Source organism: Pseudomonas sp. PvP027 (assembly GCF_017833005.1).
Taxonomy (GTDB): Bacteria; Pseudomonadota; Gammaproteobacteria; order Pseudomonadales; family Pseudomonadaceae; genus Aquipseudomonas; species Aquipseudomonas congelans.
On record NZ_JAFIBK010000001.1, the window covers coordinates 1699989 to 1719315 of the forward strand.

The window sequence follows — 19327 nt, forward strand, 5'->3', positions numbered from 1 at the left end:
CGTCCGATGTCCTTGGATATCGGACCTAGACTGTCGACTGTGCCTTGGCGATATACCGTCCTCCCTGAGCGTGAGCCTGCAGGGATTGCACAGTCTATTGGCTATTGGGTTGATCGGCTGTTTGTGTTTTGTGGGGTGGGTGACGTTGCGGGCCCGTGAAGATGTCCCGTAGGATCGTTGATCTGAATTGTCTTCCCATGCTGCCATCCATCCGCACCTGGATCTGCTTTGGGGATCTGAATATCGGCTCGTTGAGCTTTGATTGCCGACTTGACGATTCCCAAGCGTTGGTTGCGTTGTTGCTGCATTGCGGGATCAGCCTGGCCGTCAGCTGTGAACCCCATCATCAGTTGTGGAACACCTAGGGGAAGTGTTTTGTCTTGATCGGTGTGCCAGGTGTGCCACGTCTTGCCATGGGTATGAGCCAGTCGCTCCACCCGGTCAGCAATCTGAGTGACTCCACAGCAATTGAGCTTCATGGCCTGAAGATTGGTTGATAACAGATCGGGGATTCGCCACTTGCCTTTAGGCCTCAGTGTGGACTAAACACTATGCCGCCATTGCCGGAGCTGGTGAGGTGATTCAAAGAGACGGAACTTAGGAACTTGGGGATTTTCCGAATAAGGGAACTTCGTCACATTCCGGGAAAGGAATTGCCCATGCCACACTCCGCTCATTATCGAATCGAGTACGTGCACAATGGTGCCGACAAGAGCTTTTACGTCAGCGCGGAAATCATGAGCAATGCTGAGGCCTGGCACTGGGCTGCAGTGGATTCGGGGGTAGCGCAGATCCCGAAATATCGCCGAGACAGGGTCCAGATCGTTAGCAAGCCACTCGCCAAGCGGCACGGTATTGTCCAGGTGCAGTGGTCGCACGCTTAGTAGTCAGCTCAGTCTCGCATGGTGTATCAATGCACCATTAGAGCAAGCTGGCGGGCTTTGACGGCTGCACTGAACAAGAACGAATAGTCATCTGACCCCGTTGGGCCCCTCCAGCACTTGCCTCACCTTCTTAGCCAGATCGATGGGCACGTAAGATTTGGATAACATCAAAATCCCCCCGCATCCGTAGGCTCTAGCGAGTTTTCGGAATAACCAGTTTTCAGCGACACCTTTGGAGTGGGGTAAAAGCGCTTGGCTTCCCGGGCCAGCGTCACGCCTTTCATTCCACCAGGAATTGATCAGGTCGTAAGCGTCTGCCGAACACATCTTGTACCAGCCCGTTTGGTGTAGACGGACGCTCGAAACACCCTGTCGAGGCTATCGCGCTATTCGGTTTCGATGGCAGCTTGCTCCCCCTATGCTCTTGACTCGTCTAGGAGCAGCAACCAGAGCGAACCCCAGCAGCAGGTTCAAAAAGTGACTCAACAATCGTGCAGTCTGGAGTGTTCGAACCTAAGCATGTTGACTCACACATACCTGCCATTGAGAGCAGCTCTACCCGGATTTGCTGAAGCTTTGCTACCTTCGACTCTACTTCCGCTAGGTGCTTCTTGACCACCGAAAGCGCGTCAGCGCACGGACGATCAGCATCTGCTGCGAGCGCGATGAGTTCTCGGATATCTTCGAGCGGGAAACCCAATTCACGATTCTGCCGGATGAAGACGAGTCTTGATCGATGCTTTTCAGTATAGATTCGATGACGCCCAGTCGACCGCAGGGCGGGAGGTAAAAGGCCTATTTTCTCGTAGTAGCGAATCGTTTCAATGTGGCAACCCGTTGATTTCGACAGCGCCCCGATTCCTGACATGCAAACTCCCCAAGCATTTTCTTGAACCTGTAGCAGCTACAGATATTAACCTGTCTTCAGAAAATAATTTCACGCGCTTGAAGGGCATTTTGTGGACAGAGAACAGCTAGAGACTAACCAGATTCCCATTTACTTCGTCGCGGTCATTGTCGCGGCCCTCGGAGGCCTGCTCGCCCCCAATGCGTCTGAAGCATTAGGGTCGACGGTGACACCCACCATCGCAGTGCTGATGTACGCCATGTTTCTACAGATCCCGTTCTTGGATCTCCGTAATGGCCTCGCAAATAAGCGTTTCATGGCGGCGCTGCTCACAGCCAACTTCGTGGCCATCCCCTTGCTGGTTTGGGCATTGACGATGGGGATAACCAATCACCCGGCGATTTTGGTGGGTGCCCTGTTGGTCTTGCTGACGCCTTGTATCGACTATGTGGTGGTTTTTACCCATATCGGTAAAGGCGACTCCAAACTCACTCTGGCGGCCACCCCATTGCTTCTTTTGATGCAGCTTGTACTGCTGCCGGTGTACCTGACCTTCATGCTGGGTAACGACTCAACAGTGGTCATTTCTATAGGCCCATTTGTTGAGGCCTTTGTGATGCTGATCGCTTTGCCTTTGGTCTTAGCGGTAGCAACAGCTGCCGGGGCAAAGAGATCACGCATCGTTGAAAGCTGGAACAACGCATGGGCCTGGATGCCTGTACCGGCTATGGCGGCTGTATTGGTCGTGATGGGTAGGCTGCCCTGGGCGCTAGGCTCAGTTTCACTACACGTCGTGGGCTCGCTGGTAATGACGGCTGCCGGGCTTCTGTCCTATCAAATAATCAACACGCGCTGAGGAGAGGAACATGAAAGCTTTTCTGGTGACCTTCTTTACTCAACAGAATCGTCGCTATCAGGGAAAGATGCTCGGCGACTGGGTCGTTGATTTGGCGAAAGAAATGGGACTGCGGGGTGCGACTCTGTCCACAGGTATCGAAGGCTTTGGGCATACCGGCCGGCTGCATTCCTCGCATTTTTTTGAACTAGCGGATCAGCCTACCGAAATTCGTATGGCCATTACCGAGGACGAATCTGAACAGTTATTCAAGCGATTGGAGCTTGAAGATATCTCGTTGTTTTACATAAAAACCCCAGTTGAGCTGGGCTTCGTCGGAACAGAGGTCACCTAGTTTGGCCCTCTTTCGTAAGCGGTGACTCGAAGACGCCTTCGCTTGCCTCGTACTCCGAAACACGATTTTACATTTTGGACAGACCTAGCTAAGATCGGCGCATTGGAGATGGCATTCCTCCATTAACAAACCGCTGCGCCCGTAGCAGCTGATGATGCCTACAGAAACCTGATCAAACCAGGTCTGTAGGCGTTCGCGCTTAGAATCCCTTCTTTGGTCAGGCCCACTTATTTTTTGTGGCTGGCCAAATGTCTAAATTTCGACGACCTGAACAACTCGACTTACTGCCCTATATAGCGAAATGGCTTGCGCTTGCTGGTCTTGTAGCTCTTTTGGCAGGCTCTGCTTCTGCGTTATTCCTGCTTTCTTTGGATCATGCCACCCAGTGGCGAGAAACCCATCCCTGGGTAATCTGGCTCCTGCCAGTGGCCGGCTTTGCTGTGGGACTTGCATATCACTTGATAGGCAAACCCGTTGATGCCGGAAACAACCTGATCATCGATGAGATCCATGATCCTAAGAAGATCGTGCCTTTGCGCATGGTGCCGATGGTGCTGATCGGAACCGTGGTTTCCCACCTTTTTGGTGCATCTGTGGGACGTGAGGGGACGGCGGTGCAAATGGGCGGTGCCCTTGCCGATCAACTGACGCATGTCTTCCGTCTGCGCCGCGAAGACCGTCGGGTGATTCTCATGGCCGGTATCAGTGCTGGCTTTGCGTCCGTCTTCGGCACCCCTCTTGCCGGGGCTTTATTCGGACTTGAAGTATTGGCCATTGGACGTATGCGTTACGACGCGCTTTTCCCTTGCGTGGTTGCGGCAATCGTTGCTGACCAGGTGGGGCAAGCCTGGGGCGTGGTTCACACGCATTACGTCATTGGCGAAGTGGTTCCGGTGCAGCTGTGGAGCGTCATGGCTGTGGTGGCAGCTGGGATTGTCTTTGGCCTTACCGGCCTGCTATTCGCGACTGCGACCCACAAGCTCGGAGCCTTCGTTAAGCGGCTTATCACCTATTCACCATTAAGACCCTTCGCCGGCGGCCTGCTGATCGCAGTCGCAGTGTGGGCGCTCGGTAGTAACCATTACATCGACGTTGATAAGTACATCGGGCTAGGCATTCCGAGCATCGTCCAATCCTTTCAAATGCCAATGGCCCCTTGGGACTGGCTTGGAAAGATGGTGTTCACCGTTGTCTCCCTGGGGACTGGATTCAAGGGCGGCGAAGTCACACCGCTGTTTTACATCGGTGCCACCTTGGGGAATGCGCTGGCTCCCCTCTTGCACCTTCCCTTCGGCATGCTGGCTGGTATCGGCTTTGTCGCCGTCTTTGCCGGTGCAGCTAATACGCCACTGGCAACCATCGTTATGGCCATGGAGCTCTTCGGGCCCGAAATTGCTCCGCTTGCAGCCATTGCCTGTATCGCAAGTTACCTCGTATCCGGACACACCGGGATCTATCACGCCCAGCGCGTCGGCCACAGCAAGCATCACCGTCCTCTTCCGGAGGAAATCCGGCTCTCTGATATCAAGCAATTTCATGCTCAAAGTGAATCCGCCAGCGAGCGGAAAGTGACTCTTGCGGGGGAAGAGAAATGATTGAACATCACCAAGATCGCCTGACAGCTTTGCAACTCTATTTTCCTGGCGCTAGCCGGGCTCGCGTGACCAGCTTCTGGCACCACCTAAGCGCACCTGCACTAGCCCAGCACCTCCTTAAAGTTGCTCAAAAAGCAAGAATTGAGCAGGTCATGCTCAAGACGATTTCTGCAGGTTATTTGCCAGGCCATCGCATCTCCCATCATCACCCGGAGCTTGGCGATATGCGTCATCCCCAGTGTCTGGAATTGCTAGATACAGAGGACAAGCTGCGCGCATACCTGCGCGACCACGCTGACGAGTTACGCAAGGTGCGAGCAGTTCTTCTCTTATGTGAGTTACCGCTCACTGACGCGTCGTAATTCAGTTTGAAAACAGCTCGGAAATGAAGAGGTAAGGCCGACCGAAGCGTCGGTCACTCGCGACATTAGAGGATGTAGCTATGAACGGCTTTCAACTGACGTTTTTCACCGAACAGAGTACCAACTACCAGCACCTTCCACTGGGAGAGTGGTTGGTCGAGTTCGCCAAGCGAGAGGGCGCGTTGGGTGCGACGTTGGTGAGCGGTACAGAGGGGCTAGATCATTTGGGGCATTTGCATACGGCGCATTTCCTCGGCGGTGCCGACCATCCCGTCACGGTGACTATATCCACTGATGAAATTGGGTGCGACAGGTTGCTGGAGGCATTGGCCAAGGAGTCGTTTTCACTGAGCTATATCAAATTGCCCATCGAATACGGTCGAGTGGGCCAGGCGAAAAACTAAAAAACGCACCTTGTTGGACAACCGATAAAAAGGATAAACGCCATGTACCGAGTTTATAACCTACGTCCACAGCCAGCCCCCGCTAACTGGGCTCATGACAACAGGCAGCTCCTCGTAGGACTGGTTTTTTGGTCGCTTTTTCTGGCGGGCATCGCAGACAATCAAAAGATTTCGAGCGAGGGGTGGTACGTCGTCACCCCGCTCGAAGGCGCATTAGTCACGATGCGTATGCCCAGTGAAAAGTCCTGCAAGGCCGACGTAGCCCAGACCTGCGTACCGGGCTACGAGCTGAGAGCACAGCAACATTGAGCGCGATGGCGGTTGGCAATCCAAAGATGAGATCGCGAAATGGAGCTCACCGACGTCGGCTCATCAAAATCATTTTAGAGAATTGGGAGACCACATGAGCGCAGTGACGCTGAGCATCGTATTCGGGCTTGTGATGGGCAGGTTTTTCACAGGATCCGTCTATGAGTTCGCCGCGCTTTTCATCGTAAGCGTTGGAGTGTCCTTGCTGACCTTTCATCTGCTAAATCAAAGGCGCGTCAGGCTACAAGCCCAGACGGCGTATTGCTGCTCTGTAATGGTTGCTTCAAACCAAATGATGGAGCTTTTCCAGATGGCAAAAAGAGGGCAGTTCATGCCCTTGGTGGGAGAGATTCCTGAACTAATTATTGGAGGCTTCTTGGTTCCCGCAATTGCGGTGTCGGCAGTGCAGCTGTTCAGGATACTCATGGAGAGCTGACGTCCGACATAGAGGCCTCTCAACGGATTCAAATGGTTAATGACGCTCCCGAATCGTTACTTGGAGAAGATCAATGAAAACGCAAATCCAGGCCATTCATGCACGTGAAATTCTCGATTCACGCGGTAACCCTACCGTTGAAGTCGACGTCACCTTGGAGTGCGGCGCCATGGGCCGGGCTTCAGTACCGTCCGGTGCCTCTACAGGCGCTCACGAAGCAGTTGAGTTGCGTGACAAAGATACACAGCGGTACTCCGGCAAGGGAGTGTTAAAGGCCGTTAGCAATGTGAATACCGAAATACTTGAGTCTCTGAGGGGCATGAATGCGATTGACCAGGAACAAATTGATCATTTGATGATTAAGCTGGATGGAACCTCTGATAAATCCAGGCTTGGAGGAAACGCGATCTTGGGCGTGAGCCTCGCCGTTGCCAGAGCGGCGGCTTCTGCGCTGAACTTGCCCTTGTTCCAATATCTGGGCGGCGAGCAAGCAGCAAGAATGCCCGTCCCGATGTTCAATATTCTCAATGGCGGTGTTCACGCCAACTGGCAAGGCCCTGACTTTCAGGAATTCATGATTGCACCTACAGGGGCTGGCAGTTTCAAGGAAGCCTTGCGATGGGGCTCCGAGGTGTACCACGAGCTGAAAGCGGTGCTTAAGGACGCCGGCTATTCAACAGCGGTCGGAGATGAGGGCGGCTTTGCGCCGGCACTCAAGAAAAACTCAGACGCCATTGAGCTGATCATCAAGGCAATCGAGAGGGCTGGTTACACCCCTGGATCTCAGATCGAGATCGCTATCGATCCAGCATCCAGCGGCTTCTATGAAAACGGCCTTTACCATCTGCGCTCTGAGGGTCGTAAGGTCGATGCTCAAGAGCTGATTAATCTCTATTCCTCCTGGGTCGACAAGTATCCGATTGCGGTACTGGAAGATGGACTCGCGGAAGACGATTGGTCAGGCTGGAAGCTATTGAATGCAGCTCTGGGTGACCGGATCGAGTTGGTTGGAGATGACCTATTTGTCACCAATGTCGAACGGATTCAGCGAGGCATCACAGAAAACGTCGCCAATGCCGTATTGATCAAACCTAATCAAATCGGAACGCTGACTGAGACCAAAGCCGCCATCGAAATGGCCTATGGGGCAAATTGGGGGGCGATGGTTTCTCATCGTAGCGGGGAGACGGTGGACAGCTCCATCGCTGATCTGACTGTCGCGATGGGGACTGGCCATCTCAAGACAGGAGCTCCATGCCGGGGGGAGCGGGTCGAGAAATACAATCAGTTTCTGCGAATAGAAGAGGATCTTGGCAGCCGTGCGTTTTATGCAGGACATGATGCATTCGTGCGCTGACGGCCTATCGCCGGTAAACCTGTTGGACTGGTTACCGTAAAAAAACGAACCACGTATAGCTGTTGGCAAAAACGTCAGTGGCATTGGCCTTTCCTAGACGCTTGGAGATATGAGCATGAGCTACACGGATATTCCAGCTGGTAACGCGATCCCCGATGACTTCTTCACCGTTATCGAGATTCCTGCAAACCACTCGCCGATCAAGTACGAGGTGGACAAGCCAAGTGGACAGATCTTCGTTGATCGCTTCCTCAGCACGCCGATGTTCTACCCGGCTAACTACGGGTTCATTCCAAATACCTTGAGCGATGACGGCGATCCTTTGGACGTCCTCGTGATTTGCCCTTACCCGGTATCACCTGGCGTTGTCATCCGCAGTCGCCCAGTAGGTGTGATGTACATGACGGACGAAGCTGGTGCGGATGCCAAGGTAATCGCAGTGCCTCATGAAAAACTCAGCTCTATGTACAGCAATGTAAAGGAATGCTCTGACCTCCCTGCGTTACTCCTCGCACAGATTCAGCACTTCTTCGAAAACTACAAAGCGTTAGAGCCGGGTAAGTGGGTGAAAATGGGCCGCTGGGGGAGCGCAGACGAAGCGCGGGAAGATATTCGTAAATCGGTAGCGGCCTATAACCTGAAGAAGGAGGCTTCCAAGTAGTGTTACTCAATCAGAAAAGCGCAGAGCAGGAAATTTCTCTTAAGGTAAGAGAAGACTTTTTGCTGCTGCCGAAAACTGCTGAATTGACGCGCTGGGTAATGGCCCAGTCCACGGGCGAAAGAACATTACCGTATTTCGATCCACTGGATGGCGGCGTCTTCGCAAGGGTATTGATCTTGTTGGAATCGCCCGCTCGAACGGTCAGTCTTCCACGGTATGTCTCAAGAGACAATCCGGGGCCTGCACAACGCAACCTGAAAGGTTTCATTGAGCAGGTTGGACTGGCACGTCACAAAACCGTCCTTTGGAATTTGTACCCTTGGTTACCAGATCTCGATAAGCCCAAGGGTCCGCTCCGCAGAGCGCAAATTGAGGAAGGTATCGAGATGCTGATCACGCTACTGACGCTTTTCCCTGATCTCGTCACTATCGTGTTTGCCGGACGTGTTGCCCAGAAAGCCATACCGCGTGTTCGGCTCGCCTTCCCTAATTTTTCATTGCTGGAAATGCCACACCCAAGCCCCCTTTCCGTTTGCACTCACCCGAATGTTAGGCAGCGCATTTTGTCCACACTGCGTCACGCCAAACAGTCGATCAAGTAGCCAAAGGCTCAGGTTTTGCTCGCCTTGCTCAGCGAGTGGATACACGGCGAGACGAACAAGTTGCCGCGATAGGCACCAGCCAGGGTTTTAGCCGCGACGATCATCCACATGACAGTCAGCATCAACACCAGCACCACGCCAAAGAAGCTAAAGAACGTGAGGTGCAGCATAGAGCCCAATTTGAGGGTTGTTACGGCGTACACTCCCAGCGGAAAGGTGAAGCCCCACCAGCCGAGGTTGAAGGGAATGCCCTCCCTGAAGTAGCGCCCGGTAATTAGCAGCGCCAATACCATCCACCACAATCCCAGCCCCCAGAACAGCACACCACCGATCAAGCCAATGCCCTCGGCTACGCCGCCGATGCTTGCCATTCCATGGGCAGCAAAGATTGCTGGAGCATCGTTGCCCAGCAGCAACATCCCCAAAGCCCCGGTACCGATCGGCCCTAAAGACAGCCAGCTCGATGCTGCCATGCTTTCATGAGGTAGTTTGTGCAGAGCCATGCGCAGTAACAGGATCACCAGTATGCTCAAGGCGACGGGCACCGAGTAGGCCCACAGCACGTAGCTGGTGATGAGCATGGTGAACTGTGCGCTCGCATCAGCGAGGTGCGGAGCCAATAGACCGCCACTGGCGGCAGCCACCTCAGCCGCAACTACTGGCAGCAGCCATACCGCTGTCATCTGATCAATGCTGTGCTGCTGGCGAGTAAACATCATATACGGGATCAGCACCCCGCAGGCCAATGCCATGGTGACATCGATCCACCACAACACTTCGGCTAAAGCGACTACCCCACCCCCCCAGCGTGGCAAACCATAAAGGAGAAAACCGTTGATGATGGTCGCCAATCCCATGGGGATAGTTCCAAAAAACATCGATACAGTGGAGTGGCCGAAGATCTGTTTGGCCTCATCGAAGAACAATACCCAACGGCTCGCGTACATCAGCGTAAACAGGCAAAACAGCACGATATTAAAAAACCACAAGGCTTCCCCTAACGCTTTGGGCCACTGCGCAACAAAGGGCAGTTGGCCCAGAGCCAGCGCCAGAATCCCGGTGCCCATCGTGGCGGCGAACCAGTTGGGTGTGAACTGCCGGATCGCTTCTCGTGGATTGGACAAAGCCGCCAGTGGATGGCTGCCGCCCATTATAGCTGCGAGTCGTGTCTCACTCATTTTCGCGCTCCCGCTTCAGTGTGCCTTCGATATGACATGGTTGAAGTATAGCTTGATGGGAATAGCGGTAAAAACGGATAGTATAGGTTTATATGACCTATAAAGAAGGTAGATTACATGAAGCTAAGCCTACGCCAGCTACAAATTTTCTGCGCCGTCGCGCAGCACGGTAGCACCACCAGCGCCGCCATTTCGGTGTCACTGTCCCAATCTGCAACCAGCGCCGCACTGAACGAGTTGGAAAGCGCCTTGGATACCAGGCTGTTCGACCGTGTAGGCAAGCGTTTAGTGCTGAACGATAACGGCCATGCCTTACTGCCTCAAGCCAGAAGGATGCTTGAGAATGCACAACAGATAGAGGCCAGTTTCTTACCCGGCCATGCCGGGCTGAAGACACGCTTGCGGGTAGGATGCAGTACCACGATAGGCAATTATGTTCTGCCATTGATTCTCGGTGAGCTACGTCAATCAACACCACATTTGAGGGTCGATGTCGACATGGCCAACAGCATGGCTATCGCAAGAAGAGTCGCTGATTTCGAGATTGATATGGGCCTGATCGAGGGGCCTTGCCACCTGCCCGAACTCAGTGCCGAGCCTTGGCTAATTGATGAGTTGCTTATTGCCGCAGGCCAACGGCACCCCTTGGCACTAAAGCAGCAGGTCACACTTGATGATCTTCGTACCGCTGAATGGCTACTGCGCGAGCCAGGTTCTGGTACCCGTGAAGAAGTCGAACAATTGCTGCTGCGTCATTTGCACGATCTCGCCGAAACGCGCCAGATCGGCAGTTCAGAGGCCATCAAGCATACCCTCGCACAAGGCATCGGCATCAGTTGCCTGTCCCGCTGGGTCGTTCGGGATCTACTGGCCTCTGAAGTCTTGGTTGAACTGCCGCACGCGTTGCCTGCACTGACCCGACGTTTTTTTCTGATCCGTCACCGGGACAAATACATCTCGCCTGGGCTTGAGCGATTCTGGGAAAAATGCAGTCAATTCGTGAGCCAGGAGTAGCTAGACCTATTTATAAAACAGGTAAGAGCTACCAAAACAAGTTGTTTGCGGAATTTATCAACGACGCATAAAGTCAACTCATTGCCCTGCAGCGATGAACGAGTTGTATATGCCAAGGCGCGACTGGGTGCCTTGCTTACCCTATGAGGAAATTCTGATGAATGTGATAAAGAAAACCGTCACAGCCCTGACGTTGGGTGTTGCGTTGGCCGCATCGATGAGCGCGTGGGCCGCGCAAGATCGCTGGACGTTTGACGGCGATATTCACAACAACTCGCTGGCCGTCAGCCCTGATGAAACGACGGCGGTGGTCTCTTACAGTCAGCGTCCAGATGTAGTGGTTTATGATTTGAAAACCGGTAAGGTTCGCCAGGTTCTCACCGGCTACGTCACGCCGCGAAATATTGTGTTTTCGCCAACTGGCGATGTGTTCTACCTCTCCGACAGCAGTTTGGGGGTCGTGCGCAAGATTGACACCAAGACTTTAAAAGTGATCGCAGATATTCCGTTGGGCGCAGGTGCTTTTGGTACCACACTCAGCAAGGACGGAAGCCTGCTCTACGTCAACAATGAAGCGGCCAGCACGCTGTCGGTCATTGACCTTGATCACCAGCGGCCAGTAGCTGTGGTACCTGGCTTCTCCCAACCGCGCCAGGGCATCCGAGTAAGTCCTGACGGCAAAACCGTCTATGTCACCAACTTTCTTGGGGACAAAATTACCTTGGTCGACAGCAAGACCAATACGATTGAAGGTGAGATCACTGGCTTCAACAAGTTGCGCGCCATCTCCATATCGGCGGACGGCAATACGCTGTACGCGGCTAACAGCGGCAGTAACAGCATCGCAGTTGTCGACACTCAAAAACGCGCCATCACAACCACCGTCATTGTTGGCAAAGACCCCTACGGCGCAGCCCTCACTCCAGACGGGCTGCACGTCTACTCGGGTAACCTCGGTGACAACAGCCTTTCAGTGATCGACACCAAAACGCTGAAAGTGACCACCACTGTGACCGGTTTGAAGGCACCCCGCCAGGCCATTGTCTTCACCAAAGACAAGTCGAAGGCGTATGTCCTCAATGAGGACTTGAGTATCTCCACAGTCGATCTCGCCAGCAACAAGGTGGTGTCGACGCTCAAGGCCGACTGATTGAACAGCGCAGGCCTTCATGGGGGCCTGCTGATACTCCACGACCAAGTGAATAATAATGAGTGAAAATGATGAGTCCTGGATGATGGATCGCCGTCGCTCATTGAGATGAGCCAATGATGCTTGACCGTGAGCGTCGCTTTGCTCAATTGAGGAAGGCACAGGGTCCGGGGGGGGGGAGAGCCCAGCATTCCAGCAAAAAATGATATCGGGACGTTTTTTCTATGGAGTCGAATTAACCTGTTTGTGGCTCGTCTATTGTCTGATCGCTTGCCGTTTCAGAGGCAGGTGGGTCTTCTAAAAATTAAAAATGACCAAAGGAAATACATATGTTCAAAAAGATGATTCTCACCGTCGCTGTTGCCGCCAGCTGCATGTCGGGTTTGGCGCTCGCCGATGCGCCAGTCAAGCTTGCTGAAACGGACAAGGGAAAAGTACTCGTAGACGCAAAAGGTATGACTCTTTATACCTTCGGTAAGGACACCTCGGGCAAGTCGGTCTGCAATGGGCCATGCGCTTCAAACTGGCCACCTCTACCGGTATCCGCAGACGCGAAAGCGGGTCATGATTACTCTGTCATCACTCGAGACGATGGCACAAAACAATGGGCATACAAAGGCATGCCACTTTACAGCTGGGTCAAAGATACCAAGCCAGGGGATACAACCGGTGACGGCGTCAACCAAGTCTGGCACGTTGCCAAGCCGTAACGTCAAATAATTAATAGGCTGGCTTACGCCACTGGCTTTGTCAGTGGCGCAAACCAGAAGAATACACACCTGATATTTTCGCCAACATACAGCCGCCGCGCCTCATAAATCTTTGATGGATCATTTCAACGAAAAATGGGGCCGAGGTACGGTACACCTTGGACGTATTCCCGTAACGCCAGCCTGAGGATTTCGTTTGGCCGGGAGTCTGTGACGATGCGCATGGTGGTTCCATCCAGCCGCTAGTGGACCGATATTCTGAGGCAACGCCAATTAGAACGGTAGGGCATCGTAAATATGCGGGCGAAGGTCTGCTTATGGCCGAAAGCTGCCGTTAATAAGCCGACCAACAGGCGTCGCTTTGTTGGTTGGTGCGCATGGCTTACAACTCAAACAAGGGTATGGTTTTGGGCGTATCAAATCGGCCCGCACAGCGCTACCTTCAGCATCTAACAAACGTACGCTGAGGAGTCGAAACAGTGGAGACTGAACGAGGTGTTGAGGAACGGAACGGTCGATGGTCGATCGTTGCCGGACGTGCTGTATGCACTGGCTGCATGGAAAGCCAAGCGCTGGAAGACTGCGAAAGCCCCTTTCTACATGCCGACACCTGTCCAGCCAGCGATGTGGAAGGTCATCATCCATGGGCAGCGTTGCACCACATCCTTGGCAGTGCGCGTGGGTGAGCTGCCGCTTAGGCCTCGATCACTTCAATTAATACTTCACTTTATAGGTGGGTGAATCCTCCGGCCGGTTCTCCCGCCGATCGTAGATCTTGGTCGTGCTGATGTTGGCATGACCCAGCCAGGCCTGGACCTTGGCGATATCGGCTTCATGCTCCAAGGCGTTGGTGGCTGCCGTTGCTCGGAGTCCATGAACCCCAAGGCCGTCGACCTCAATCCCGGCCTTTTTCGCGTAGGCCGTGACGACGGCATAGATGCCGTTTGCCGTGATACCGGCGCCGGTCAATTTACCTCGCAGCGGCATGAACAGTGGCACCTTCCGTTCGGCCAGATGATGCTCTGAGTTTTCCAGGTACTGATGAATACGCCCGGCTGCGATCGGGTGCAACGGGAGGTATCGCACCTTGCCGCCCTTGCCGTGAACCTTCAGATGCTGAATACCGCGGCGCTCCTGAATGTCGCTCACCTGCAGCAGCGCCGCTTCTTCACGGCGCAGTCCGTGATAGAGAAGAACAGCCAATAGCGCCCGGTCGCGCTGCCCTTTAAGTGTTGTTTCATCCGGCGCCTCGAGCAGCGCCTTCGCCTGGTGGTCACCCAACGCCGGCGTCTTGCCTTCATTGCTTTCTATCCTGGGACGTTTTACCCCATGCACTGGATTGCCGCCGGCGATCGCATTGTTCTCCAGGAGGTGATCAAAGAGGCTGGCCAGCGCGGCCAATTTGCGCCGGATCGTGGCTCCGGCCAAACCGCGATGCTCGAGGTGGGCTCGCCAGGCTAAAACATGCGATCGGGTCACGACCCGAAATTCATCGGCCGAAGCCAAGCCGATAAAACTACAGAAGTCTTCCAGGTCGTTTTGGTAAGCACGTCGTGTTCGAGGGTTGTCCAGGTTGGCAAACCACTCGACCGCGGCTGGAACCTTGGCCAGCGTCTGAAATTCGACCGCCGTGAGCCGACGCTGATCATTCGTATGGTTTTTCGTCAGTTCCTGCATATCGTTCTCATCATTGGCTATCCTGCAATCGCTCTCAAAGCTTTCGGTCACAAAATCATCGCTATATCAGTCCGCCGTTGCTAAAACCGATAAACGGCAATAAGTGGTGATAACCTATTTTATCACCCTAAATTAGCTTTCGCTTGGATCGGAGGTTCTCTGGAAGCGCACCTCCTACCGATCATCAAAAGTGCAGAGCCATCAGGCTTGCTATCAGGAATCTCACTGCTATTATCAAATCGCCACTATCAAAAGGAATTGCGTCAATGACTGGACCAAGAGTTTACGTTATCCAATATGATGAAAAGAATGAGTACCCCTATGGATTTGTTTCAGTTCCAGATTGGGAGATGAAGCTTCCAGAAAAGATTCAGGACGAGGATGCACTTCGCATTCAATATGTAGTTGAATATAATAAAGATGGGGACGCAGAACTTTACAAAGTTACAGGATGGGACCGGAGGATAGTAAACCGATCGCAAGGAAAGATGATTGACTGGACTCTGAGAATAGGGGGGACAGTTGGATTATCCAAGGAGCAGGTAAATTACTTGTTGGATACTTACCGTCCAGGTACGGAACTGACATCTTCTCAAGTGACAGACTTTGACGCCTTTCTAAATAGATCTCGTAAACCTCCAGAGGTCTTCGACCTAGACGGAGTTTTAAGGAAGGCAATGTCGTTGGAGGATGCAAAGCTTGCGGTTTCGAAATTCTACCATGTTAGACCTGAGCAGGTTCAAATCAACATCATAGGATAAATGACGGCATTCGGTGGACGCGTGAGGCGCTTCAGATAACCCTGTTGGACCAGTATAGGGTTTTCTAAGGCGCATAACTTCTCAAGCAGGCAATGTTTCTCCTTTGAGTAAAACGACCTCATCGGAGTCCTTATGCGTTTGTATCTGTGCGAGAAGCCCAGCCAGGGTAAAGACATCGCCGCCGTACTCGGGGCCAAGACACGAGGTGACGGCTGCATCAAGGGCAATGGTGTGGCCGTGACCTGGGGAATTGGGCACTTGCTGGAAACGGCTCCACCGGATGCCTATGGCGATCACCTGAAAAACTGGAGCCTGGATACACTTCCAATCCTGCCTGTTGAATGGAAAGTGCTCGTAAAGCCGAAAACCTCCAGTCAGTTCAAGATCGTCAAGCAGCTTCTCAAGCAGGCTACCGAGCTCGTCATTGCGACAGACGCTGACCGCGAGGGGGAGATGATCGCGCGCGAACTGATCGAGTATTGTGGGTACCGAGGACCGATTCAGAGGCTATGGCTGTCTGCGCTCAATGAAGCATCCATCCGCCAAGCGCTCAACACCGTCAAGCAAGGCTCAGAAACCTACCCGTTGTACCTCTCGGCGCTCGCTCGCTCCAGAGCGGACTGGCTCATCGGTATGAATTTTTCGCGGCTATTCACCCTGCTCGGCCGACAGGCCGGGTACACCGGTGTGCTCTCCGTGGGCCGTGTCCAAACACCGACCCTTCGCCTGGTGGTCGACCGCGACCGGGATATCTCGAACTTCATACCCAAACCGTTCTGGAGTGTCGAGGTTCAGCTCTGGACGGCAGGACAATCGTTCTTGGCGAAATGGGTCGCCGATGAGTACGTGGTAGATGAGGAAGGCCGTTGCCTTGATCAAGCTGCTGCAGCTGCTGCACTGGCCGCGCTGAAAAGTAGTCAGGCTGCCTCAACAGTTTCTGTTGATACAAAGCGTGGCAAGGATCCAGCTCCGCTCCCGTTCGATCTGAGCACCCTGCAGGAGGTGTGCTCTGCAAAGTTTGGGATGGGTGTGCAAGAGACGCTGGACGTAGCACAGTCACTTTACGAAACTCACAAGGCGACGACCTACCCAAGGACCGATTGCGGGTACCTGCCGGAGAGCATGTTTGACGAAGTGCCGATGGTCCTCGATGCTCTGAATCGAACGGATCCATCCATCGGCAAGACGCTGCAACTGATCGACCCGGAGCAACGTTCCCGGGCATGGAATGACAAAAAAATCACTGGTCCCCACCACGGGATAATCCCCACGCTTGAACCTGCAAACCTTTCAGCAATGTCTGAGAAGGAACGCAAGGTCTATGAATTGATCCGCGCCCACTTCCTTGCGCAGTTCCTGCCTACCCATGAGTACGACCGGACCGTGGCCACCTTCGAATGCAATGCCGTTCTACTGCAAGCAGTGGGCAAGCGAATCGTGGTCCCAGGCTGGAAGGTTCTTTTTTCTGCATCGTCCGAAGAAGAGGCTGATGACAGTGGCGGCCGCTCTCAGATCCTGCCAGTGCTGCAAATTGGCACTCGGTGTGACGTTCAGGACCTGCATCTCAAATCGCTGAAAACTGAGCCGCCCAAGGCTTACACCGAAGGTACATTGATCAAAGCGATGAAAACCATTGCCAAGCTGGTGAAGGATCCACGACTGGCTCAAAAGCTCAAGGAAACCACCGGTATTGGTACTGAAGCAACTCGCGCAGGCACGATTCAGGGCTTGATAGACCGAGGGTCACTCATCAAGAAAGGTAGCGCGCTGCGAGCAACTGAAGCAGCATTCTCGCTAATTGATGCGGTCCCTCCTGCTGTGGCCGATCCCGGCACAACTGCGATATGGGAGCAAGCGCTTACGATGATCGAGCAAGGCACCTTGACGCTCGATGATTTTATCGCCAGACAATCGAGCTGGATCACCAGGCTCGTCGAACAATACAAAGGCACCACCTTGTCGATCAAAGTGCCCGAAGGTCCCAAGTGCCCTTTGTGCAGTGCGAAAACCTCGCAGCGTAAAGGATCCTCAGGCGTTTTCTGGGCGTGTTCCCGCTACCCCGAATGCAAAGGTACGGTGAACATTGGTACAGGGAAGAAAAAATCACCTGGCAAGTCAGCCAAGCCCCGAGCCGCTACTGTCAAGAGCAGCTGAGAGGCTGGTGATAGCGGGGTTACAAATGATGTGCCACAATGGGGCTACTACCAGTTCCACCCCGCTGGTCACTGACGGTCATCAGTGACACCCTGGAGAAGTCGGCCTTGCCTTCATTCTCCTCCCCCAAAGTACGCAAAGCATCGGGAGGGGCGTACAGATCTTGTTGTGAATTCTCCCTGTGTCTCCCTGTTCAGTAGCAGACACGCAGCCGTCTAACTCGTGAAAGCGGGTTCATAGGCACACAGAGTTCACAGAAGGTTCGATGCATAGTCGTCTCAGGGCCGCACTGGTGTTGCGGTCCACTTTTTTTTAAAAACGCTTCCGACTCTCTCGGCAGGTAACCTGGTCATCTCGCAACGCTGGATGACCAGGTTACCTTCCGAGGTAGCCACTTTTCGCTGCCGGCGCCCACCGGTGAAAAAACGGGTTCCCTTTGTGCGCGAATGCGTGCCTTTTGATAACTGGCCCAAGCCACGACAACGGGCCGGGTGATGTCGATGTAGCAATGCGTGCGATCAATGCCCAGGGATCCTCGCTGAGCTAGCGCTCACAGGTGGCAAACTTTACAAGTTGTTGCAAAGTACACATCGGCTGAGAGCTAGCGTCTTCAATGAGATAGCTCTCAGCACGATTCCCATTGAGTCAGCGTTAGAACAACATTGTTTCTCCAGCCAGATAAAGCGTCTGTTCGCGTGAAATTCCTCCAACAGGTTGTTCTTTCGCGTGAATAAAACAAGCTCTAATTACGCCTCGCTTTTGCGGGGCTGAGTCAGTAAGGAACGCTGTATTTTGCGTTCATCAATATTAGGAATTAACATGAGTGTGCTGAAGGGAGTGCTTGACTGGATGATCACTAAACTTGCGTCTAAGCAATCTCCAGTAAGACCAGAAACAGTTGAGAACCAAGCGGCTCAGGCAGCCTTAGAACTCGCTGCGATTCTGAGAGTAGGGGGAGCCTTGGAGCATGATGAGATCCCGATGATCACACGTCGACTGCAGTCCGTGATTGATGCGACAAATGCCGTGGTTGCTGCCTGCGAACCAAGTCAAGCAGAAGGAAGATACTGTCGTAGAGAGCTCTGACACAAGCATCTCACGCTGGTCGTGGCCAAACCCGACAGCTCGTGCTTGACAAGCCTTCAAAGAATTCACATTCTCAAGACATGTACCGCTGACGTTGTCAGCAACATGCCCGGGTAGTCAGGATCTCACGACTACGATGCGTCCCACGCATTGATCCCGCCCAAAGTTCGCAAAGCTTCCGGAGGCGCGAACGATCGGTATTGGTTACCGATGGATGCATATTTCACATCGCCCGCAACGCTGCACTCGGCTTGGCTGAGTCATGTCATACAACTCACCTGCCCTCGGGGAATACTTTCCCTTAGGGACAAGTTTCTCCGTTTTCTACTATTTGAACGGAGACTGACCATGTCGAATCACACGGCTATGCACTCAGCATCTCAGAATGTTGAAATCACGAAACGCGTTGATATGCTTTATGGCGAGGCATGCCGTCAATTTCCGACATACGAAACGATGGTCTTTGAGCATTTCTGCTCTCAGATGATTGAGACTTTCGGCGATGACGAACTGGCGCTTGAAGCAGCAGATGCGTTTACCTATGCACGCTTGGACTATGATTATCTTTCCCCGTCAGAAATCAAGGCGGCAAGGGAAATTAATCGAAGCCATGGAATCTGCAGTCACGGTCTTACTGAAGACACCTGCCCATGCGGTTGTTTTGAGTTCACTGGGCCAGAGGTTTATGAGCACTATGGACCTGAAGATTGTGACCTTACTGATGCTGAAGTCTTTGAAATAAGTGATCCAGCCCTCGCGATGAGTGATGAGGAATGGGAGCTTATGAATGAACAATGGCGTCAACAAGAAATGTTATACGCAAGCAAACCTATCCGTAACCTCCTCAAAGCTTTGTGGATTAAGGCGTTGGAGTTATCAACTATTCGTCGAAGGTAGTCTGGATCTCACGACTACGATGCGTTCTACGCATTGATCCAACCTAAAGTTCG

Annotated in this window: 19 protein-coding genes, 3 pseudogenes and 1 riboswitch; of the genes and pseudogenes, 18 read left to right on the top strand and 4 right to left on the bottom strand. The window is 53.2% G+C overall.

All coding sequences use genetic code 11. The features are described from left to right. Positions 1–101: 101 nt before the first annotated feature. A pseudogene (locus JOE33_RS06815) lies at positions 102–437 on the bottom strand (DUF1264 domain-containing protein); the annotation flags it as partial. Between the two features lie 222 nt (positions 438–659). On the opposite strand from JOE33_RS06815, the gene JOE33_RS06820 reads away from it, so the two are divergent. After that, positions 660–884 carry a DUF6555 family protein gene (locus tag JOE33_RS06820; RefSeq protein ID WP_003425025.1) on the top strand — a complete coding sequence of 75 codons (225 nt, stop codon included), beginning with the start codon at positions 660–662 and terminating at the stop codon, positions 882–884. A gap of 87 nt (positions 885–971) precedes the next feature. On the opposite strand, the pseudogene JOE33_RS25755 reads toward JOE33_RS06820, so the two are convergent. After that, positions 972–1180: pseudogene (locus tag JOE33_RS25755) on the bottom strand (hybrid sensor histidine kinase/response regulator); the annotation flags it as partial. Between the two features lie 663 nt (positions 1181–1843). Between JOE33_RS25755 and JOE33_RS06830 the strand changes: the two are divergent. From JOE33_RS06830 to JOE33_RS06875, 10 genes and pseudogenes are all read left to right on the top strand, one after another. After that, a pseudogene (locus tag JOE33_RS06830) lies at positions 1844–2482 on the top strand (arsenic resistance protein); the annotation flags it as partial. A 115-nt stretch (positions 2483–2597) separates the two neighbouring features. After that, entirely contained in the window at positions 2598–2921 is a 324-nt protein-coding gene (locus JOE33_RS06835) for a DUF190 domain-containing protein (protein ID WP_003425054.1), read from the top strand. Positions 2922–3016: 95 nt separating this feature from the next. Beyond that, a riboswitch (Fluoride riboswitch) is annotated at positions 3017–3089 on the top strand. 80 nt (positions 3090–3169) lie between these two features. Further along, positions 3170–4516, top strand: a complete 1347-nt coding sequence (locus JOE33_RS06840; protein ID WP_011267047.1) for a voltage-gated chloride channel family protein — start codon at positions 3170–3172, stop codon at positions 4514–4516. Then, a complete protein-coding gene (locus JOE33_RS06845; RefSeq protein ID WP_003317538.1) occupies positions 4513–4878 on the top strand; it encodes a hypothetical protein in 366 nt (121 codons plus the stop codon). The genes JOE33_RS06840 and JOE33_RS06845 overlap by 4 nt, the downstream gene beginning before the upstream one ends. Positions 4879–4958: 80 nt before the next feature. Next, positions 4959–5282, top strand: coding sequence for a DUF190 domain-containing protein (locus tag JOE33_RS06850; RefSeq protein ID WP_003425060.1), 324 nt, complete (start codon positions 4959–4961; stop codon positions 5280–5282). Positions 5283–5324: 42 nt separating this feature from the next. Continuing rightward, a complete protein-coding gene (locus tag JOE33_RS06855; RefSeq protein ID WP_003317536.1) occupies positions 5325–5591 on the top strand; it encodes a hypothetical protein in 267 nt (88 codons plus the stop codon). 94 nt (positions 5592–5685) lie between these two features. Continuing rightward, on the top strand, positions 5686–6027 hold the full coding sequence (locus JOE33_RS06860; RefSeq protein WP_003317535.1) for a hypothetical protein: 342 nt from the start codon (positions 5686–5688) through the stop codon (positions 6025–6027). A gap of 73 nt (positions 6028–6100) precedes the next feature. Further along, positions 6101–7384, top strand: coding sequence for a phosphopyruvate hydratase (eno, locus tag JOE33_RS06865; protein ID WP_003317534.1), 1284 nt, complete (start codon positions 6101–6103; stop codon positions 7382–7384). A 115-nt stretch (positions 7385–7499) separates the two neighbouring features. Next, entirely contained in the window at positions 7500–8045 is a 546-nt protein-coding gene (gene ppa / locus JOE33_RS06870) for an inorganic diphosphatase (protein ID WP_003317533.1), read from the top strand. Further along, a complete protein-coding gene (locus JOE33_RS06875) occupies positions 8045–8647 on the top strand; it encodes a uracil-DNA glycosylase (RefSeq protein ID WP_003317532.1) in 603 nt (200 codons plus the stop codon). The genes ppa and JOE33_RS06875 overlap by 1 nt, the downstream gene beginning before the upstream one ends. Before the next feature lie 8 nt (positions 8648–8655). On the opposite strand, the gene JOE33_RS06880 is transcribed toward JOE33_RS06875, so the two are convergent. Next, positions 8656–9825: a TDT family transporter gene (locus JOE33_RS06880; RefSeq protein ID WP_010428856.1), complete on the bottom strand. Its 1170-nt coding sequence runs from the start codon at positions 9823–9825 to the stop codon at positions 8656–8658. Positions 9826–9942: 117 nt separating this feature from the next. On the opposite strand from JOE33_RS06880, the gene JOE33_RS06885 reads away from it, so the two are divergent. From JOE33_RS06885 to JOE33_RS06895, 3 genes are all read left to right on the top strand, one after another. After that, complete coding sequence (locus tag JOE33_RS06885) at positions 9943–10839, top strand: LysR family transcriptional regulator (protein ID WP_003317531.1); 897 nt, start codon at positions 9943–9945, stop codon at positions 10837–10839. 157 nt (positions 10840–10996) lie between these two features. Continuing rightward, positions 10997–11989, top strand: a complete 993-nt coding sequence (locus tag JOE33_RS06890) for a YncE family protein (RefSeq protein ID WP_003317529.1) — start codon at positions 10997–10999, stop codon at positions 11987–11989. A 329-nt stretch (positions 11990–12318) separates the two neighbouring features. Next, positions 12319–12699, top strand: coding sequence for a hypothetical protein (locus tag JOE33_RS06895; protein WP_003317528.1), 381 nt, complete (start codon positions 12319–12321; stop codon positions 12697–12699). A gap of 714 nt (positions 12700–13413) precedes the next feature. Here the strand turns inward: JOE33_RS06895 and JOE33_RS06900 are convergent. Next, positions 13414–14376 carry a tyrosine-type recombinase/integrase gene (locus JOE33_RS06900; RefSeq protein WP_003425065.1) on the bottom strand — a complete coding sequence of 321 codons (963 nt, stop codon included), beginning with the start codon at positions 14374–14376 and terminating at the stop codon, positions 13414–13416. 266 nt (positions 14377–14642) lie between these two features. On the opposite strand from JOE33_RS06900, the gene JOE33_RS06905 reads away from it, so the two are divergent. The 4 genes from JOE33_RS06905 to JOE33_RS06920 all read left to right on the top strand — a co-directional run bounded on the left by JOE33_RS06905 (position 14643) and on the right by JOE33_RS06920 (position 19274). After that, positions 14643–15137: a hypothetical protein gene (locus tag JOE33_RS06905; RefSeq protein WP_003425067.1), complete on the top strand. Its 495-nt coding sequence runs from the start codon at positions 14643–14645 to the stop codon at positions 15135–15137. Between the two features lie 132 nt (positions 15138–15269). Continuing rightward, complete coding sequence (locus JOE33_RS06910; RefSeq protein WP_003425069.1) at positions 15270–17291, top strand: DNA topoisomerase III; 2022 nt, start codon at positions 15270–15272, stop codon at positions 17289–17291. Between the two features lie 819 nt (positions 17292–18110). Continuing rightward, positions 18111–18377, top strand: a complete 267-nt coding sequence (locus JOE33_RS06915; RefSeq protein WP_017699420.1) for a hypothetical protein — start codon at positions 18111–18113, stop codon at positions 18375–18377. A 348-nt stretch (positions 18378–18725) separates the two neighbouring features. Next, complete coding sequence (locus JOE33_RS06920; RefSeq protein ID WP_003425071.1) at positions 18726–19274, top strand: hypothetical protein; 549 nt, start codon at positions 18726–18728, stop codon at positions 19272–19274. The last annotated feature ends 53 nt before the right edge of the window (positions 19275–19327 follow it).

Coding starts and splice junctions, on each gene's coding strand:
- JOE33_RS06900 (WP_003425065.1), bottom strand. CDS start 14,376: ATGCAGGAACTGACGAAAAACCATACGAATGATCAGCGTCGGCTCACG.
- JOE33_RS06895 (WP_003317528.1), top strand. CDS start 12,319: ATGTTCAAAAAGATGATTCTCACCGTCGCTGTTGCCGCCAGCTGCATG.
- JOE33_RS06855 (WP_003317536.1), top strand. CDS start 5,325: ATGTACCGAGTTTATAACCTACGTCCACAGCCAGCCCCCGCTAACTGG.
- JOE33_RS06850 (WP_003425060.1), top strand. CDS start 4,959: ATGAACGGCTTTCAACTGACGTTTTTCACCGAACAGAGTACCAACTAC.
- JOE33_RS06840 (WP_011267047.1), top strand. CDS start 3,170: ATGTCTAAATTTCGACGACCTGAACAACTCGACTTACTGCCCTATATA.
- JOE33_RS06920 (WP_003425071.1), top strand. CDS start 18,726: ATGTCGAATCACACGGCTATGCACTCAGCATCTCAGAATGTTGAAATC.
- JOE33_RS06905 (WP_003425067.1), top strand. CDS start 14,643: ATGACTGGACCAAGAGTTTACGTTATCCAATATGATGAAAAGAATGAG.
- JOE33_RS06820 (WP_003425025.1), top strand. CDS start 660: ATGCCACACTCCGCTCATTATCGAATCGAGTACGTGCACAATGGTGCC.
- ppa (WP_003317533.1), top strand. CDS start 7,500: ATGAGCTACACGGATATTCCAGCTGGTAACGCGATCCCCGATGACTTC.
- JOE33_RS06885 (WP_003317531.1), top strand. CDS start 9,943: ATGAAGCTAAGCCTACGCCAGCTACAAATTTTCTGCGCCGTCGCGCAG.
- JOE33_RS06880 (WP_010428856.1), bottom strand. CDS start 9,825: ATGAGTGAGACACGACTCGCAGCTATAATGGGCGGCAGCCATCCACTG.
- eno (WP_003317534.1), top strand. CDS start 6,101: ATGAAAACGCAAATCCAGGCCATTCATGCACGTGAAATTCTCGATTCA.
- JOE33_RS06860 (WP_003317535.1), top strand. CDS start 5,686: ATGAGCGCAGTGACGCTGAGCATCGTATTCGGGCTTGTGATGGGCAGG.
- JOE33_RS06845 (WP_003317538.1), top strand. CDS start 4,513: ATGATTGAACATCACCAAGATCGCCTGACAGCTTTGCAACTCTATTTT.
- JOE33_RS06910 (WP_003425069.1), top strand. CDS start 15,270: ATGCGTTTGTATCTGTGCGAGAAGCCCAGCCAGGGTAAAGACATCGCC.
- JOE33_RS06915 (WP_017699420.1), top strand. CDS start 18,111: ATGAGTGTGCTGAAGGGAGTGCTTGACTGGATGATCACTAAACTTGCG.
- JOE33_RS06835 (WP_003425054.1), top strand. CDS start 2,598: ATGAAAGCTTTTCTGGTGACCTTCTTTACTCAACAGAATCGTCGCTAT.
- JOE33_RS06890 (WP_003317529.1), top strand. CDS start 10,997: ATGAATGTGATAAAGAAAACCGTCACAGCCCTGACGTTGGGTGTTGCG.